The organism is Pseudothioclava nitratireducens, from assembly GCF_029210495.1.
Taxonomy (GTDB): domain Bacteria; phylum Pseudomonadota; class Alphaproteobacteria; order Rhodobacterales; family Rhodobacteraceae; genus Pseudothioclava; species Pseudothioclava nitratireducens.
The window spans coordinates 266,342-282,219 of the sequence record NZ_JARGDK010000001.1 but is presented as its reverse complement, the minus strand read 5'-3'; the positions used below and the strand labels follow the sequence as shown (position 1 = coordinate 282,219).

At 66.1% G+C, this 15,878-nt stretch carries 13 protein-coding genes; 9 read left to right on the top strand and 4 right to left on the bottom strand.

Going from position 1 to position 15,878, the window contains the following annotated elements; all coding sequences use genetic code 11:
- Nucleotides 1–112: 112 nt before the first annotated feature.
- Nucleotides 113–1,687: a DUF5928 domain-containing protein gene (locus P0X85_RS01350; RefSeq protein ID WP_275807300.1), complete on the top strand. Its 1,575-nt coding sequence runs from the start codon at nt 113–115 to the stop codon at nt 1,685–1,687.
- 11 nt (nt 1,688–1,698) lie between these two features.
- Nucleotides 1,699–2,079 (top strand): HIT domain-containing protein, encoded by a 381-nt coding sequence (locus tag P0X85_RS01345; RefSeq protein WP_275807298.1) that lies wholly within the window; start codon nt 1,699–1,701, stop codon nt 2,077–2,079.
- Nucleotides 2,080–2,197: 118 nt separating this feature from the next.
- On the opposite strand, the gene P0X85_RS01340 is transcribed toward P0X85_RS01345, so the two are convergent.
- Complete coding sequence (locus tag P0X85_RS01340; protein ID WP_275807729.1) at nt 2,198–3,130, bottom strand: ABC transporter ATP-binding protein; 933 nt, start codon at nt 3,128–3,130, stop codon at nt 2,198–2,200.
- Nucleotides 3,131–3,209: 79 nt separating this feature from the next.
- Here P0X85_RS01340 and P0X85_RS01335 point away from each other — a divergent pair, with 79 nt between their 5' ends.
- Nucleotides 3,210–3,404: a zinc-finger domain-containing protein gene (locus tag P0X85_RS01335; protein WP_275807295.1), complete on the top strand. Its 195-nt coding sequence runs from the start codon at nt 3,210–3,212 to the stop codon at nt 3,402–3,404.
- 64 nt (nt 3,405–3,468) lie between these two features.
- On the opposite strand, the gene P0X85_RS01330 is transcribed toward P0X85_RS01335, so the two are convergent.
- Complete coding sequence (locus P0X85_RS01330; protein ID WP_275807292.1) at nt 3,469–3,642, bottom strand: hypothetical protein; 174 nt, start codon at nt 3,640–3,642, stop codon at nt 3,469–3,471.
- A gap of 124 nt (nt 3,643–3,766) precedes the next feature.
- Between P0X85_RS01330 and polA the strand changes: the two genes are divergently transcribed.
- Together polA and P0X85_RS01320 are read left to right on the top strand one after the other, a co-directional pair.
- Nucleotides 3,767–6,589, top strand: coding sequence for a DNA polymerase I (gene polA / locus P0X85_RS01325; RefSeq protein WP_275807289.1), 2,823 nt, complete (start codon nt 3,767–3,769; stop codon nt 6,587–6,589).
- Between the two features lie 97 nt (nt 6,590–6,686).
- The gene (locus P0X85_RS01320) at nt 6,687–7,628 is read left to right on the top strand and encodes a cation diffusion facilitator family transporter (protein ID WP_275807286.1); all 942 of its coding nucleotides are present in this window, start codon (nt 6,687–6,689) and stop codon (nt 7,626–7,628) included.
- A 3-nt stretch (nt 7,629–7,631) separates the two neighbouring features.
- On the opposite strand, the gene P0X85_RS01315 is transcribed toward P0X85_RS01320, so the two are convergent.
- Nucleotides 7,632–8,384 (bottom strand): hydroxypyruvate isomerase family protein, encoded by a 753-nt coding sequence (locus P0X85_RS01315; RefSeq protein ID WP_275807283.1) that lies wholly within the window; start codon nt 8,382–8,384, stop codon nt 7,632–7,634.
- A complete protein-coding gene (locus P0X85_RS01310) occupies nt 8,385–8,972 on the bottom strand; it encodes a DUF1285 domain-containing protein (protein WP_275807280.1) in 588 nt (195 codons plus the stop codon). It lies immediately after the preceding gene.
- 81 nt (nt 8,973–9,053) lie between these two features.
- Here P0X85_RS01310 and P0X85_RS01305 point away from each other — a divergent pair, with 81 nt between their 5' ends.
- The 4 genes from P0X85_RS01305 to P0X85_RS01290 are packed head-to-tail and all read left to right on the top strand — an operon-like array spanning nt 9,054 to nt 15,836.
- Nucleotides 9,054–10,070 (top strand): AAA family ATPase, encoded by a 1,017-nt coding sequence (locus P0X85_RS01305; protein WP_275807277.1) that lies wholly within the window; start codon nt 9,054–9,056, stop codon nt 10,068–10,070.
- Complete coding sequence (locus P0X85_RS01300) at nt 10,067–10,975, top strand: DUF58 domain-containing protein (protein WP_275807274.1); 909 nt, start codon at nt 10,067–10,069, stop codon at nt 10,973–10,975. The genes P0X85_RS01305 and P0X85_RS01300 overlap by 4 nt, the downstream gene beginning before the upstream one ends.
- Nucleotides 10,975–13,719: a DUF4159 domain-containing protein gene (locus P0X85_RS01295; RefSeq protein WP_275807271.1), complete on the top strand. Its 2,745-nt coding sequence runs from the start codon at nt 10,975–10,977 to the stop codon at nt 13,717–13,719. Before P0X85_RS01300 ends, P0X85_RS01295 begins: the two co-directional genes overlap by 1 nt.
- Nucleotides 13,716–15,836, top strand: a complete 2,121-nt coding sequence (locus P0X85_RS01290) for a hypothetical protein (protein WP_275807268.1) — start codon at nt 13,716–13,718, stop codon at nt 15,834–15,836. Before P0X85_RS01295 ends, P0X85_RS01290 begins: the two co-directional genes overlap by 4 nt.
- The last annotated feature ends 42 nt before the right edge of the window (nt 15,837–15,878 follow it).

Below are 15,878 nucleotides of genomic sequence, written 5' to 3'. Positions count from 1 at the left end.
AAGAGGCGCGTAAGATTTAGCCCCTAAAGAGCAAAGAACCTCTGTCTTTTCAACGGCTATTGACGTTAAACAGACCCACAATGCGGTAAGTTGCGAGCGACCTGTTTCCGAAATGGCCAAAATCGCCTTCATTCTGCTCACGCACAAGGACCCGGAAGGGGTCATCAGTCAGGCGCAGCGTCTGACGGCGACGGGCGATTATGTCTCGATCCATTTCGACGCGCGCGCGAAACCCGCCGATTTCGAACGTATTCGCACCGCGCTGGCGCCCAACAAGGCGGTCACCTTCGCGGCCAAGCGGCTCAAATGCGGTTGGGGCGAGTGGTCGCTGGTCGGTGCGACGCTCGAAGCGGTGAAAGCGGCGGTCGAGGCCTTCCCGCAGGCCACGCATTTCTACATGCTTTCGGGCGACTGCATGCAGACCAAGACCGCCGAATATGCGCATCGTTTCCTCGACGCGGAGGATGTCGATTACATCGAGAGCTTCGATTACTTCAGCTCCGACTGGATCAAGACGGGGTTCAAGGAAGAGCGGCTGATCTATCGCCACTTCTTCAATGAGCGCACGCAGAAGCGGCTTTTCTATACGAGCTACAATCTTCAGAAGCGGCTTGGCCTGACCCGTGACGTGCCCGATGACATCCAGATGATGATCGGCTCGCAATGGTGGTGCCTGCGGCGGCGCACCATCGAATGGGTGCTCGATTTCTGCGAGCAACGCCCCGATGTGATGCGCTTTTTCAAGACGACGTGGATCCCGGACGAGACGTTCTTCCAGACGATCGTGCGCCATGTCGTGCCCGAGACCGAGATCCGCACCCGCACGCTCACTTTCCTGATGTTCACCGATTACGGGATGCCGGTGACGTTCTACAACGACCATTACGATCTGCTGCTGAGCCAGGACTTTCTGTTCGCGCGCAAGATCAGCCCGGACGCGCTGACGCTCAAATCGGCGCTGAGCGAGCTGTGGGGGCAGACCGGCGTGCATTTCCCGATCTCGAACGAGGGGCGTTCGCTGTTCAAGTTCCTGACCGGCCGTGGCCGGATCGGGCGTCGTTTCGCGCCCCGTTTCTGGGAAACCGAATCGAGCCTCGGACGCGAACGGACGCTGATGATGGTGGTGTGCAAGAAATGGCACGTCGCCAAACGCTTCGTCGATCAGGTGCAGCGGCTCACCGATATTCCGGCGGTTGAGTATCTGTTCAACGAAGAGGGCGGGTTGCCCGATCTCGGCGGGATCGAGAGCACGCTGGAAAAACGCAACCGCCACCGTCGTGCGCTGGTGCGGATGCTGTTCGATTATCACAAAAGCGACAAGCTGTTGATCTGTCTCGATCCGGCGGCCTTCGATCTGATGCAGGATTTCACCTCGGACAAGGCGAATACGCGCATCCTCGAAATCGAATGCGAGTTCTCCGACGAGTATCTGCTGGGCCACGCGCGCCGCGTCGGGCTTGCGGGTGAGCGCACGCCGCAGGATGTGATCGACACGCTCTTGCCGACGATCCGCTACGATCTGCGGTTCGAATCCGACCGGATGCGCGATGCCAATTTCCCGGCCTTTACCCGGATGCGAGAAGCGGCCGGCCCCGAGGAAAACACCTTGCCCGTCGCACGCTTTCTTGGTGTGGACCCCGAACTCGCCCATTTGATCGCGGCGACCGATTATCTCTTTGTCGACTGAGGAGACATCCCATGGCCTATGCCTATGACGACCAGAATATCTTTGCCAAAATCCTGCGCGGCGAGATCCCGAACAATACCGTTCTGGAAACCGAGCATACGCTGGCCTTCCGCGATATCGCGCCCAAAGCGCCCGATCATGTGCTTGTGATCCCCAAGGGGCCTTATGTGTGTTTCGACCATTTCTGCAATGACGCCAGCGCCGAGGAGATCGTCGATTTCGCCCGCGCGGCCGGGCAGGTCTGCAAGATGCTGGGCTGCGAGCCGGGCCATGGCGGCGAAGGGTTTCGCGCGATCACCAATGCCGGCGAGGATGGCGTGCAGGAAGTGCCGCATTACCACCTGCATATTCTGGCCGGTCGGCCGATGGGCCCGATGCTCTTGATGCGGTGAGGGGCGCAGGGGGCGCTGCCCCCTCTGGGCTATGCCCATTCACCCCCGGGATATTTCGAGCGATTGGACGCAGGGGTCGCTCGCTTTCATCGAACGTCAAATACGCTCGCCGGAGGTATCAGGCTTTCGAGGTGAGCGCGACGAAGACTTCCTCGAGGCCGGGCTGTTCGGTGGCGACGTCGCGGATGGTGATGCCGCTCGCACGGATCGCGTCGAGCAGCGCTTCGGGTGAGGTCTGCGCGCGCGAGTAGCTGAAGGCGAGGCGGCCGCCGGGGCGGGTTTCCATGCTGACGCCCTCGGGCAGCGCGATTTCGGTGGCCGGGGGCGTTTCGGGTTCGACCACGAGCGCCTTGCGATCCATACGGCCCAGCAGGTTGGGGGTGGTGTCGCGCACGATCAGCTCGCCGCGGTTGATGATGGCGATTTCGTCGCACATCTCCTCGGCTTCTTCGAGGTAATGGGTCGTGAGGATGATCGTCATCCCCTCTTCGTTGAGCCGCCGGACATTCGCCCAGAGCATCGTGCGCAGTTCGATATCGACACCGGCGGTCGGTTCGTCGAGGACGAGGATCTGGGGGCGGTGCACCAGCGCCTTGGCCAGCAAGAGCCGCCGTTTCATCCCGCCCGAGAGGTTGCGCGCGTAAGCCTCGGCCTGTTCGGTGAGACCAACGAGTTCGAGAATCTCATCGGTCCAGCGTTCGCGCGCGGGCACGCCATAGAGCCCGGCCTGCATCTCAAGGGCGGCGCGGGGCGTGAAGAACGGGTCCATGTTGAGTTCCTGCGGCATGACCCCGATGGCCGCGCGTGACTGGCGCGGGTTCACATCCTGGTCGAAGCCCCAGATCGTCACCTTGCCGGATGTCTTGCGCACCAGCCCCGCGAGAATGTTGATGAGCGTGGACTTGCCCGCGCCGTTCGGGCCGAGCAAGCCGAAGATCGACCCGGCCGGGATCGAGAGGTCGAGCCCCTTGAGTGCGTCTTTCGGCCCTTGCCTGCGGGTCGCGGCATAGATTTTGCGCAGCCCCTGAACCTCGATTGCCTGCCGTTCCATCTTGCCCTGCCTCTTGCCGGTGGTAGTATGCGCGCCGATCCCGGCGCAGCCCGCGCCGCCACCATAGACGGAGCCGCCCATGACTGCCACCGCCCCGAACGCGCCGGAAACGCAAATCGTGACCACCTGGAAAGTTGCCTGCGATGGCGGCGAGGGGGCGCTGGGCCATCCGCGCGTCTGGCTTTCGATCCCGAAAGACACGGGCGAAGTGGAATGCGGCTATTGCGACAAGAAATTCGTGATCGACCGCGCGCATGCGCATGACGATCACTGAGAGCGGCGCGCTCTGAGGAAACGGGCGGTCCTTCGGGGCCGCCTCTTGTTTTGGTCGCGGGGCCTTAGCCCTTGCCGCTCTCCTTGCGCGCTTCGGCGGCGGCTTTCATTCGGGCCAGCAGTTCGGCCTTGGTCTCGGCCTTGCCGAACGGGTTCTTGGCGCTGCCCTTGGCGTTATGCTCGGCGTGGCGCGGTGCGTTCTTGCCGAGCTTCGCGCCGCCCGATTTGCTGTAATCCATGTGTCGCGCTCCTTGGTGACCGTTCCCCTGTCATGCCCGAGCCGCGCACCCGGCGCAAGGCTGCTGGCAGGTCGGGGCGGGTTGTGGCAGAACGGGGAAAACGCGCGGAAGGGAGACCCGTCACATGGCATTCGGAAAAGGCTGTCACCTGCATCTGATCGACGGTTCGGCCTATATTTTCCGCGCTTATCACGCGCTGCCACCGCTCACGCGCAAGTCGGACGGGCTTCCGATCGGGGCTGTCGCGGGCTTTGCCAACATGATCTTCAAATATATCGAAGACGCGAAGGGCGATGATGCGCCGACCCATGCGGCGGTGATTTTCGACCATTCCTCCAAGACCTTCCGCAACGAGATTTTCCCCGAATACAAGGCGAACCGCCCTGAACTGCCCGAGGACCTGCGCCCGCAATTCCCGCTGACGCGCGAGGCGACGAAGGCATTCAACCTCGCCTGCATCGAGACCGAGGGCTACGAGGCCGACGACATCATTGCGACGCTGGCACGGCAGGCGCGCGAGGCTGGCGGGCGAGTCACCATCATTTCGTCGGACAAGGACCTGATGCAGCTTGTCGGCGGCGGCGTCGAGATGCTCGACGTGATGAAGAACCGCGCGATTGGCCGGGCCGAGGTCGAAGAGAAATTCGGCGTGCCGCCCGAGAGGGTGATCGACGTGCAGGCGCTGGCCGGGGACTCGGTCGACAATATTCCGGGCGCGCCGGGGATCGGGATCAAGACGGCGGCGCTTTTGATCAACGAATATGGCGATCTGGAAACGCTGCTCGCGCGGGCAGACGAGATCAAGCAACCCAAGCGCCGCGAGACGCTGATCGAGAAGGCGGACCAGATCCGCATGTCGAAGAAGCTGGTGACGCTCGATCAGAACACGCCCTTGGATTTCACGCTCGACTCGCTGGAGGTGAAAGACCCGGAGCCGGAAACCCTTCTCGAATTCCTGAACCAGATGGAATTCCGCACGCTGACCAAGCGCGTCGCCGACCGCTATGGCAAGGACGTGCCGCCCCCGCCCGTGATCGAGGCGTTGGCCTCGGAGGCCGCGTCCTCTGTGCCCGCCGCGCCGGAGCATCCGGCGATTGACCATGACGCCTATGAGGTGATCCGGGACGCGGCGGCGCTGGGGCGCTGGCTCGATCAAGCCCGCGCCAAGGGTTGGGTCGCCGTCGATACCGAGACCACAAGCCTTGACGAGATGCGCGCCGAACTGGTCGGCGTCTCGCTTTGCATCGAGCCGGGGCGCGCGGCTTATCTGCCGCTCGGCCACAAGCAAGGCGGCGACGATCTTTTCGGTGGGGCAGCGCTGGCTGAAGGGCAGATGCCCCTGCAAGAGGCGCTCGATCTGCTCAAGCCCGTGTTGGAGGACGCTGCGATCCTCAAGATCGGGCAGAACATGAAATACGATTTCAAGATTTTCGCCCGCTACGGCATCCGGGTCGCGCCGATCGACGACACCATGCTGATGTCCTATTCGATGCATGCGGGATTGCACGGGCACGGGATGGATACGCTCTCCGACCGCTATCTCGGGCATCAGCCGATCCCGATCAAGGACCTGATCGGCTCGGGCAAGTCGCAGGTGACCTTCGATCAGGTCGATCTCGACAAAGCCGCCGTTTATGCCGCCGAGGATGCGGATATCACGCTGCGCCTGTGGGATATGTTCAAGCCGCAGCTTCACCGCGCCCGCGCGACCACGGTCTATGAGACCGAGGAGCGGCCTCTCGTGCCGGTTCTGGCCGATATGGAGATGGCGGGCGTCAAGGTCGAGGCGCAGGTGCTCTCGCGCATGTCCAACGCGTTCGCGCAGAAGATGGCGGGGCTTGAGGCCGAGATCCAAGAGGTGGCGGGGCAGCCGTTCAACGTGGGCTCCCCCAAGCAGCTTGGCGAGATTCTGTTCGAGGTGATGGGCGCCGAGGGCGGCAAGAAGGGCAAGACCGGGGCCTATGGCACGGGCGCCGATGTGCTTGAGGATATCGCGGCCTCCGAGAATGAGACGGCGGCGAAGCTGGCGGGGCTGGTGCTCGACTGGCGGCAGATCTCCAAGCTGAAATCGACCTACACGGACGCGCTTCAGACCCATGTGAACCCCGAGACGGGCCGCGTGCATACCTCCTATTCCATCGCGGGCGCGAATACCGGGCGGTTGGCCTCGACCGATCCGAACCTGCAAAACATTCCCGTGCGCTCGGAAGAGGGCCGCCGCATCCGCGAGGCCTTTGTGGCGGAACCCGGCAAGGTGATCGTCTCGCTCGACTATAGCCAGATCGAGCTGCGCATTCTCGCCCATGTCGCGCGCATCCCGGCGCTCCAGCAGGCGTTCAAGGACGGGATCGACATTCACGCGATGACCGCCTCCGAGATGTTCGGGGTGCCGGTCGAGGGCATGGACCCGGCGATCCGCCGTCAGGCGAAGGCCATCAACTTCGGGGTGATCTACGGGATTTCAGGCTTCGGTCTGGCGCGCAACCTGCGCATCCCACGGGCCGAGGCGCAGGGCTTCATCGACCGCTATTTCGAGCGTTTTCCCGGCATTCGGCAATACATGGATGACACGGTCGAATTCGCCAAGGAGCATGGCTATGTCGAGACCCTGTTCGGGCGGCGCATCCACACGCCCGAGATCAATGCCAAGGGGCCGGGGGCGGGTTTTGCCAAGCGCGCCGCGATCAATGCACCGATCCAGGGCGCGGCGGCGGATATCATCCGGCGCGCCATGGTGCGCATGCCCGATGCCATCTCGGACATGCCCGCGAAGATGCTGTTGCAGGTCCATGACGAACTTATCTTCGAAGTGGACGAGGGCGCGGTGGACCCGCTGATCTCAACCGCGCGCGCGGTGATGGAGGGGGCGGCCGAGCCGGTCGTCAAGCTGGCCGTGCCGCTCGTCGTCGATGCAGGGCAGGGTGCGAGCTGGGCCGAGGCGCATTGATCTGCGCGCACCGCCGCGGGCGTCAGCCGGCGGATGCCTCCGGCGGGCGTATTTCGGGTTCTATGAAAGCGGGCCCGAGCGAGAAAAGAGGGGCGCGATGCCACATGACCACCACCACCACGGAGACGATCACCACCACCATCATCTGAGCGCAGATGCGGGGGATCGCCGGGTCGTCGCGGCGGTCGGGATCAACGTGCTGCTGACGGTCGCGCAGATTATCGGCGGGCTCATCGCCGGGTCGGTGGCGCTCATTGCGGATGGGGTCCACAATTTCTCGGATGCGCTGGCCTTGGTGCTGGCCTTTGGCGCGCGCAGGCTTGCCCGCAGGGGGGCCGATGCCGCCATGAGTTTCGGCTGGGCGCGGGCCGAGGTTGTGGCGGCGCTGGTGAATTATGTCTCGCTGATCATCGTGGCGATCTGGCTGATGGCCGAGGCCGTGGGCCGCCTGATCGACCCGCCGGGCGTCGATGGCTGGATCGTGGTGTGGCTCGCGGGGCTGGCGCTTGTGATCGACCTGGGCACGGCGGGGCTTACATGGCGGCTCTCGAAGGAAAGCGTGAATATCCGCGCGGCCTTCTTGCACAATATGGCCGATGCGGGGGCCTCGGTCGCGGTGATCGTGGGCGGCATCCTGATCCTGCTTTACGACTGGCGGCTGGTGGACCCGCTCCTGACGATCGGGATTTCGCTCTTCATCCTGTGGCATGTCGCGGGCGATATCCGGCCCGTGCTGCGCATCCTGATGCTGGGCGCGCCCATGCGCCATGAGGTGCCCGAGGTTGCCGCGCATCTCAACGCGCTGCCGGGCATCGCCTCGGTGCATCATGTGCATCTGTGGCAGATCGACGAGGCCCGCAATTCCTTCGAGGCGCATCTGGTGCTGGAGGATGGGGCGGATTTCACCGCGGTGATCGCGCGGGCCAAGGCGATGCTGGCCGAGGAATTCGGGCTGTTGCATGTCACGCTCGAACCCGAAACGCAGGCGGCGGGGTGCGCGGATCAGGAGGGTGCCTGCCCAGAGGGCGCGGCGCTCTAGACCTCAGGGCGCGATCCAGCCGAGCCCTTCTTCGGTGGTCAGCGCGGGCGTATATTCGCCGCTGACAAAGCCCTTGTAGCCCTGCGCATCGAGCGCGGCGAAGAAGGCGGGGTAGTCGATGTCGCCCGCGACGGGCTCGTGCCGTCCGGGCGTGCCCGCAACCTGAATATGCACGGCGCGGTGCCCATGCTTCCGCCAGACCGTCGCCCCGTCTCCGGTCAGCATCTGCGCGTGATACATGTCGAATTGCAGATGCAGGTTCGGCGCGCCGACCGCGTCGAGAATTTCTGCGGCTAGGTCGAAATCGTTCAGGAAATAGCCCGGCATGTCGATCGGGTTGATCGGCTCGATGGTGAGCGAGCGTTTCGGCGCGCGCCCGGCGGCCCATTTCAGGTTCTCGATATAGGTCGCACGGGCGACCGCCCCGGTGGCCTTGCCCGACATGATGTGAACGTGATGGGGCTTGAGCACATCGGCAAAGCGTAGCGACCGCTCGAAATCGCGCCGAAAGCGCTCTTCCGCGCCCGGCACGGCGGCAAAGCCCCGGTCACCCCCGGTCCAGTTCGGCGGCGGCACATTCATCAGCACGAAGGTCAGGTCGTTCATCACGAGTTGATGACGCATCTCCTGCGCCGAGAACTCATAGGGAAACAGCACCTCGACCGCGTCGAAGCCAGCTTCCTTGGCGGCCGCGAACCGCTCCATGAAGGGCAGTTCGGTGAACAGCATGGTCAGATTGGCTGCGAATTTCGGCACTCAAAGCTCCGCCATCGGGATGATCGGAAAGAAGCTGCCACAGGACCACAGCCCGAGCCAGTCCTCTCCGTCATGCGCGGCGGGGCGGGCGATATCGACCAGCCGGTAGAAGGTCTTGCGGTCGATCAATGCCTCGAGCCCTCGGCGCACATGCACATAAGGCGCGGGTTCGCCATCCTCGGCGCGCACGACCCGGATCGGGTTCTTCGCATCCGCCGTGACCCGGTCGCCGACATTGGTCACGAATGTCAGCCGCTGATCCGAGCCAGAGCCCACAATCTCGCAATCGACGGCAACAAAGGGGGCATCCTCGACCCGGATGCCGACCTTCTCGACGGGCGTCACGAGAAAATATTTGCCGTCTTCAAGTTTCAGGATCGATGCAAAAAGCCGCACCAAGGCCTCGCGGCCGATCGGCGTGCCAAGGTAGAACCACGTCCCGTCGCGGCGGATTTCCATGTCCAGATCCCCGCAAAACGGCGGATTCCACAGGTGAACCGGCGGCGGACCCTTCTTGGTCGCCTTGCTGGCCGCTTGGGCGATACCGTCGGCGGACGGGCTGTTCACGGGCTTTTGTGGCTTCGTCATGCGCGTCTTTCGGTCTTTGCGGTTTGTTCCGGCAGGAATATCTGCTTTGCTGACAAATATAATATGCGGGGAGCATTTGTCATGGCCGGGACCGACGATCTGATTGCTGAAATCGAGGCGCTGGGCGCCAAGCTGGGTCAGGCGCGCGATTCGATCAATCGCCGCTTCATCGGACAAGAACGGGTCGTCGAGCTGGTTCTGGCGGCGATGCTGTCGGGTGGTCACGGGCTTTTGGTGGGTCTGCCGGGGCTCGGCAAGACGATGCTGGTGGACACGCTTTCGACGGTGATGGGGCTCAGCTCCAGCCGCATTCAGTTCACCCCTGACCTGATGCCCGCCGATATTCTCGGCTCCGAGGTTCTGGAAACGGCAGCCGACGGCACGCGCGCGTTTCGCTTCCTCGAAGGTCCGGTCTTTTGCCAGCTTCTGATGGCCGACGAGATCAACCGCGCGAGTCCGCGCACCCAATCCGCGCTGCTGCAAGCGATGCAGGAGCGCGAGGTGACCGTTGCCGGTCAGCACCGTCCGCTTGGCCCGCCCTTCCATGTGCTCGCGACGCAAAACCCGATCGAGCAAGAGGGCACCTATCCGCTCCCCGAGGCGCAGCTTGACCGTTTCCTCGTGCAGATCGACGTCGAATATCCCGACCGCGCCACTGAGCGCGACATTCTGCTCGCCACCACCGGGGTCGAGGCCGCCGCCGCGCATCAGGTCTTTGCCCCCGAAGAGTTGATCGCCGCGCAGGCGCTGGTGCGCCGGATGCCCGTCGGTGAAAGCGTGGTCGAGGCGATCCTCGATCTCGTGCGCGCCTGCCGCCCCGGAGAGGCCGAAGCCTCGGCGGCGGTCAAGGACGCGCTTGCCTGGGGGCCGGGGCCGCGTGCAGCACAGGCGCTGATGCTCACCGTGCGGGCGCGGGCGCTCATCCATGGGCGGTTCGCGCCGACCATCGAGGATGTCGAGGCGATGGCGCGCCCGGTACTCACGCACCGCATGGCGCTGAGCTTCGCGGCGCGCGCGCGCGGCGTCACGCTTGCCGAGGTGATCGCGCGGGTTGTGGCCGAAGTCATCGGCGGTGATGCCGCCGGGGCGGCGGCTTGACGCTCACCGACCAAGACACGCCGCAAGCGCTTGAATTGCGGCGCGGCGCCGAGGCGGAGGCTTCGGCGCTTCCCGCGCTATTGCTGGCAGCAGAGCATCTGGCGGCAACCGTCCAGATGGGCGCGCATGGCCGCAAACGCGCGGGCGCGGGCGAGGAATTCTGGCAATACCGCCCCGCCCATTCGGGCGATGAGGCACGGTTCGTCGACTGGCGCCGCTCGGCCCGGTCCGACACGCAATTCGTGCGCGACCGCGAATGGCAACTTGCGCAATCGGTGCATCTTTGGGTCGATGAGGCCGCCTCGATGCGGTTCACGGGGGCCGAAACCGGCCGCGCGGCCCGCTCGACCAAGGGCGACCGCGCGCGTCTTCTGGCCTTGGCGCTGGCCGTTCTGATGATCCGGGGCGGAGAGCGCGTGGGCCTTGCCGGGCCGCTTTGCCCGCCGCGTCCGGGGCGGGCGCAACTGATGACGCTTGCGCAGTCGCTCGCGGGGGGAGGCGAGGGCGCCGATTATGGCGCGCCCGAAGTCATGGCCATCACCGCGCAATCGCGCGCTGTGTTCGTGTCGGATTTCTTTGGCGATCTCGATGCGATCGGCTTGGCGCTTGGCACCTTGGCCGACCGTGGCGTGCGCGGCGTCATGCTTCAGGTGCTCGATCCGGTCGAAGAGGACTTCCCCTTTGACGGGCGGGTGATCTTTGAATCGATGGGCGGCACGCTCGCGCATGAGACCCGCAAGGCGGGCGACCTGCGCGCGCGGTATCTCGACCGACTGGCGGAGCGGCGCGACCGGCTTGCGACGATGGCGCAGGCGGCGGGCTGGCAATTCTCGACGCATCACACCGGCGACCCGGCGCAGGCGGCCCTTCTGTGGTTGCATGCCGCGCTCGAAAGGGGGCTGTGATGTGGATGCTCGGACCCGTCGGCTTCACGGCGCCTTGGCTCTTGCTGGGGCTGGCGGCACTGCCGGTGCTCTGGCTGTTGCTGCGCGCAGTGCCGCCCGCGCCGCTGCGCCGCCGCTTTCCGGGCGTCGCTCTGCTTCTGGGGCTCACCGACGAGGATGTGCAGGCCGAGCGCACGCCGTGGTGGCTTATGCTTCTGCGGATGGCGGCGCTGGCGGCGGCGATCATCGGCTTTGCCGGTCCCGTTCTGAACCCGGTCGTGAGCGTGCCGGGGCAGGGGCCGCTTCTGATCGTCGCGGATGCAAGCTGGGCCTCCGCGCGCGACTGGTCGCGCCGGATCGAGCGGATGGACCGGGCGCTGGGCGAGGCGCAGGCGGCGGGCCGCCCGGTGGCGCTCTTGTCGCTGACCGAGCCGCCGCCCGCGCGGCTCAGCTTCGCCGATGCGGGGAGCCTGCGGGCGAGCCTGCCGGGGATTGTGCCGCAGCCGTGGGAGCCGGGGCCGCTCGAAGATATCCTCCCCGAAGGCGCGTTCGAGACGTTTTGGCTTTCGGATGGGCTGGCGCGCGAGAGCCGCGATCTGCTGCTCGAACAGCTTGAGGCGCGTGGCGCCGTGCGTGTCTGGCAGACCGGCACGCCGGTCGTCGCGCTGGGGCGCTCGGCAATCGAGGATGGGCAGATTGCGCTGCCGATCCGCACGAGCCTCGCGCCGCCCGCGCCGCTTGAAGTGGCCGCCATCGGCCTCGACCCCGCCGGGATCGAGCGCGAACTGGCCCGCGAAACCGCCGATTTCCAAGCCGCGACCGAGACCACGCTGCGCTTTGACCTGCCGCCCGAGCTGCGCAACCGGATCACCCGGTTCGAGGTCGCGGGCATCCGCTCGGCCGGTGCCGTGAGCCTCACCGACGATGCTGTGAAGCGCCGCAAGGTGGCGCTTGTCGCGGGCGGGCGCTCGCGCGAGGGGTTGGAGCTGCTGTCGCCGCTCCACTACCTGCGCGAGGCGCTGGCGCCCAGTGCCGACCTGATCGAAAGCCCGCTTGAAGACGCGCTGCCAGCCAAACCCGATGTGGTGATCCTCGCGGATATCGGGGAGATCGCGGAACCCGACCGGCTTGCTGAATGGGTCGAAGAGGGCGGGCTTCTGGTGCGCTTTGCAGGCCCCCGTCTGGCGGCGGCAGACAGTGATGCCGACCCGCTCTTGCCGGTGCGTCTGCGCGCGGGCGGGCGCTCGGTCGGCGGCACGATGAGCTGGGGCGAGCCGCGGGGTCTTGCGCCTTTCCCGGAAACGTCCCCCTTCGCGGGGCTGCCGGTGCCCGAGGACGTCACCGTCACCGCGCAGGTCATGGCCGAGCCGAGCCCGGATCTGTCGGCTCGCACCATCGCCACGCTGGTCGACGGCACACCCCTCGTGACACGCGCCGATTTTGGCACCGGAAGCATCGTGCTGATCCATGTCACCGCCAATGCGGAATGGTCGAGCCTGCCACTTTCGGGCCTCTTTCCGCAGATGCTCGAACGGCTGGCGATCTCGGCCCGTCCCGCCACGCCAAGCGCGCGCGATCTGGCCGGGGTGACCTGGGTGCCGACGAAGCTGCTCGACGCTTTCGGACGGCTTGACGATGCCGGTGAGGCCGCAGGCGTGCCCGGCGAAACCCTTGCCGAGGCCGTGCCCGGCCCCGATCTGCACCCCGGCCTCTATGCCGCCGCCGACCGCGTGGTCGCGCTCAATGCGGTGCGCGCCGAGGCGGTTCTCGCGCCCGCGGTCTGGCCCGCGCAGATCCCTGTCGAGGGGATCGAGGCGCCGCAGCAGACGCCGCTCAAGGGCTGGCTACTGATGGCGGCGCTCGGGCTTTTGCTGCTCGATATCATCGCCTCGCTTGCGCTCTCGGGCCGCCTGATGGCGCCGCGCGCGCGCCGTGCGGCGGCGTCCGCCCTGATTGCGGCGCTTGCGCTTGGCTTCGCCCCAGAGGCCCGCGCCGAGGAAACCGCCATGCCCGAGGCCCGCGCTATCGAGGCGGCGGGGAACGTGGTGCTGGCGCATATCGCCACCGGCGATCCCGAGGTCGACCGGGTCGCGCTCGAAGGTCTCCGGGGCTTGTCCAAAACGTTGTTCCGGCGCACCACGGTGGAGCCCTCGGAGCCGATGACGCTCGATCTCGAAACCGACGATCTGGCGCTGTTCACGCTGATCTACTGGCCGGTCACGTCCACTCAACCCGCGCCGTCGCCCATGGCCTATTCCAAGCTGAACCGCTACCTGCGGGGCGGCGGCATGATCGTGTTCGACACGCGCGACGCGGATATTTCCGGCTTTGGCACCTCGACCGATGCCGGGCGGCGCTTGCAGGCGCTGGCCGCCCCGCTCGACATCCCGCCGCTGGAGCCGATCCCGACCGATCACGTCCTGACCCGCACTTTCTATCTGCTCCAGAGCTTCCCCGGCCGCTACGATCAGACGATCTGGGTCGAGGCCGCCCCCCCCGACGCCGAACTGGCCGAGGGCATGCCGTTCCGCAATCTCAACGATGGGGTGACGCCGGTAGTGATTGGCGGCAATGACTGGGCGGCGGCCTGGGCCATGGATGAGCGCGGTCTGCCGATGTTCCCGATCGGGCGCGGCATGGCCGGTGAGCGTCAGCGCGAGGTCGCACAGCGCTTCGGCGTCAATCTGGTGATGCATGTGCTGACCGGCAATTACAAATCCGATCAGGTCCACGTGCCCGCGCTTCTCGAAAGACTCGGGCAATGAGCGGGCTGTCGGTGATCTTCGCGCCACTGCTGCCGTGGCAGGCGATCTGGATCGCGGGCGGTCTGGCCGTGGTGCTTCTGGTGCTCGCGCTGTGGCGTGGGCTGCGGGGCTGGGCGCTTCGGGCCCTCGCGGCGCTGGCGCTGCTGGCGGCGATCGCACAACCGGCGCTGCAACGCGAAGAGACCGAACCGCTTTCGGATATCGTCGTGCTGCTTGATGATCGCACCACTTCGCAGCGGCTTGCGGATCGCGCGGATCAGACGGACAGTGCCGTGGCCGGGATCGCCGCGCAAATCGCGCGCCTGCCGAATACCGAACTGCGCCGCGTGACCGTGCCGGATGGCGCGGGAAATGCCGGCACCGAGCTGGGCGCCGCACTCGCCGAGGCGCTGGCCGCTGAGCCCCGTTCGCGCGTCGCGGGGATGATCGTGGTGAGTGACGGGCAGGCCCATGATGCGGGCCTCATCCCCGAGATGCCCGCGCCGCTGCACCTGCTGCAAACCGGGCGGCAGGCCGATTGGGACCGTCGCCTGCTGATCCAGACATCGCCCGGCTTTGGCATCATCGGCGAGGAAACCCAGATCCGGCTGCGGGTCGAAGACCTTGGCGCCGTGCCCGCGTCGGCGGGGGAAATGGCGGACCTAACCATCGCCGTCGATGGCGGCGCGCCCAAAAGCTATACGGTGCGCGTGGGCCGCGACCTCGAACTGCCGTTGGTGCTCGAACATGGCGGGCAGAACGTCGTGCAATTCTCGCTCACCCCCGTTGAGGGCGAGCTGACGACCCGCAACAATGAGGCCGTCGTGCAGATCAACGGCGTGCGCGACCGGCTGCGCGTGCTGCTGGTGTCGGGGGAACCCCATGCGGGCGAGCGCACCTGGCGCAACCTGCTGAAATCCGACGCGGCGGTGGATCTCGTGCATTTCACCATCCTGCGTCCGCCCGAAAAGCAGGACGGCACGCCGGTCTCGGAACTTTCGCTGATCGCCTTCCCGACGCAGGAACTCTTCATCGACAAGATCGACGAGTTCGACCTCATCATCTTCGATCGCTACGGCGAACGCGGCATTCTGCCCGCCGCCTATTTCGCCAATATCCGGTCTTACGTCGAACGGGGCGGGGCGGTGCTGGTCGCGGCGGGGCCGGAATATGCGACCGTCGAAAGCCTCTTTCAGACCGATCTGGGCGAGGTAATGCCTGCGCGGCCCACCGGGCGCGTGCTCTCCGAGGGGTATTTGCCGCGTCCGACCGCGCTCGGGCTGCGCCACCCGGTCACGGCGGGGCTGGAGGGCGCGCCGCCCCGCGAGGGCGAACCGACCGAGGAAGGCGCAACCCATTGGGGCCGCTGGCTGCGCCAGATCGAACTCGCCAACCCGGTCGGCGATGTGGTGATGTCCGGTGCCCGTGGCGCGCCGCTCCTGGTCTTGAACCGCGCGGGTGAGGGGCGTGTGGCGCTGCTCGGCTCGGATCATGCGTGGCTCTGGGATCGCGGCTTCGAGGGCGGCGGCCCGCAACTCGAATTGCTGCGCCGCATCGCGCATTGGTCGATGAAGGAACCCGAACTCGAGGAAGAGGCGCTTTACGCCGAGATCGAGCCGGGCACGCTCACGCTCACCATCGTGCGCCGCTCGATGGCGGAAACGGTGCCGCCGGTGACGATCACCCGTCCCGATGGCACGACCGAAGAGGTTGCCCTGTCCGAGACCGCGCCGGGCCGGTTCACCGCCCGCTGGACTGCGCCGGAGGCGGGGCTTTATCGGCTCGTGGATGGCGATCTGGAACGGGTCGTTGCGCTTGGTCCGGCCGCGCCGCGTGAATTCGAGAATACCATCGCCAGTCCCGAACCGATGGCCGCTGCGCTGGCCGCATCGAATGGTGGCGTCACGCGGCTCGAAGAGGGCGTTCCCAGCGTGCGCCAGATCGCGGACGGGCGGCGCAGCACCGGGCTTGGCTGGATCGGCATTACCCCGCGCGGGGCCGCGGCCACGGTCGGCATCGAGGTTCACCCGATCCTGCCCGCTTGGGCGTGGCTCGTGCTCGCGGCACTGCTGAGCGTGGGCGCATGGATGCTCGAAGGGCGCGGCCACCCGCGCCGCACGCCCCCCTCTGGCGCCTGATCGTTCGTCAAACCCGAAATACTCCCCGCGGAGCGTCCGCCC

Excerpts from the sequence above, each read along its gene's own strand:
- P0X85_RS01350 (WP_275807300.1), top strand. The coding sequence starts at position 113 with ATGGCCAAAATCGCCTTCATTCTGCTCACGCACAAGGACCCGGAAGGG.
- P0X85_RS01345 (WP_275807298.1), top strand. The coding sequence starts at position 1,699 with ATGGCCTATGCCTATGACGACCAGAATATCTTTGCCAAAATCCTGCGC.
- P0X85_RS01340 (WP_275807729.1), bottom strand. The coding sequence starts at position 3,130 with ATGGAACGGCAGGCAATCGAGGTTCAGGGGCTGCGCAAAATCTATGCC.
- P0X85_RS01335 (WP_275807295.1), top strand. The coding sequence starts at position 3,210 with ATGACTGCCACCGCCCCGAACGCGCCGGAAACGCAAATCGTGACCACC.
- P0X85_RS01330 (WP_275807292.1), bottom strand. The coding sequence starts at position 3,642 with ATGGATTACAGCAAATCGGGCGGCGCGAAGCTCGGCAAGAACGCACCG.
- polA (WP_275807289.1), top strand. The coding sequence starts at position 3,767 with ATGGCATTCGGAAAAGGCTGTCACCTGCATCTGATCGACGGTTCGGCC.
- P0X85_RS01320 (WP_275807286.1), top strand. The coding sequence starts at position 6,687 with ATGCCACATGACCACCACCACCACGGAGACGATCACCACCACCATCAT.
- P0X85_RS01310 (WP_275807280.1), bottom strand. The coding sequence starts at position 8,972 with ATGACGAAGCCACAAAAGCCCGTGAACAGCCCGTCCGCCGACGGTATC.
- P0X85_RS01305 (WP_275807277.1), top strand. The coding sequence starts at position 9,054 with ATGGCCGGGACCGACGATCTGATTGCTGAAATCGAGGCGCTGGGCGCC.
- P0X85_RS01295 (WP_275807271.1), top strand. The coding sequence starts at position 10,975 with ATGTGGATGCTCGGACCCGTCGGCTTCACGGCGCCTTGGCTCTTGCTG.
- P0X85_RS01290 (WP_275807268.1), top strand. The coding sequence starts at position 13,716 with ATGAGCGGGCTGTCGGTGATCTTCGCGCCACTGCTGCCGTGGCAGGCG.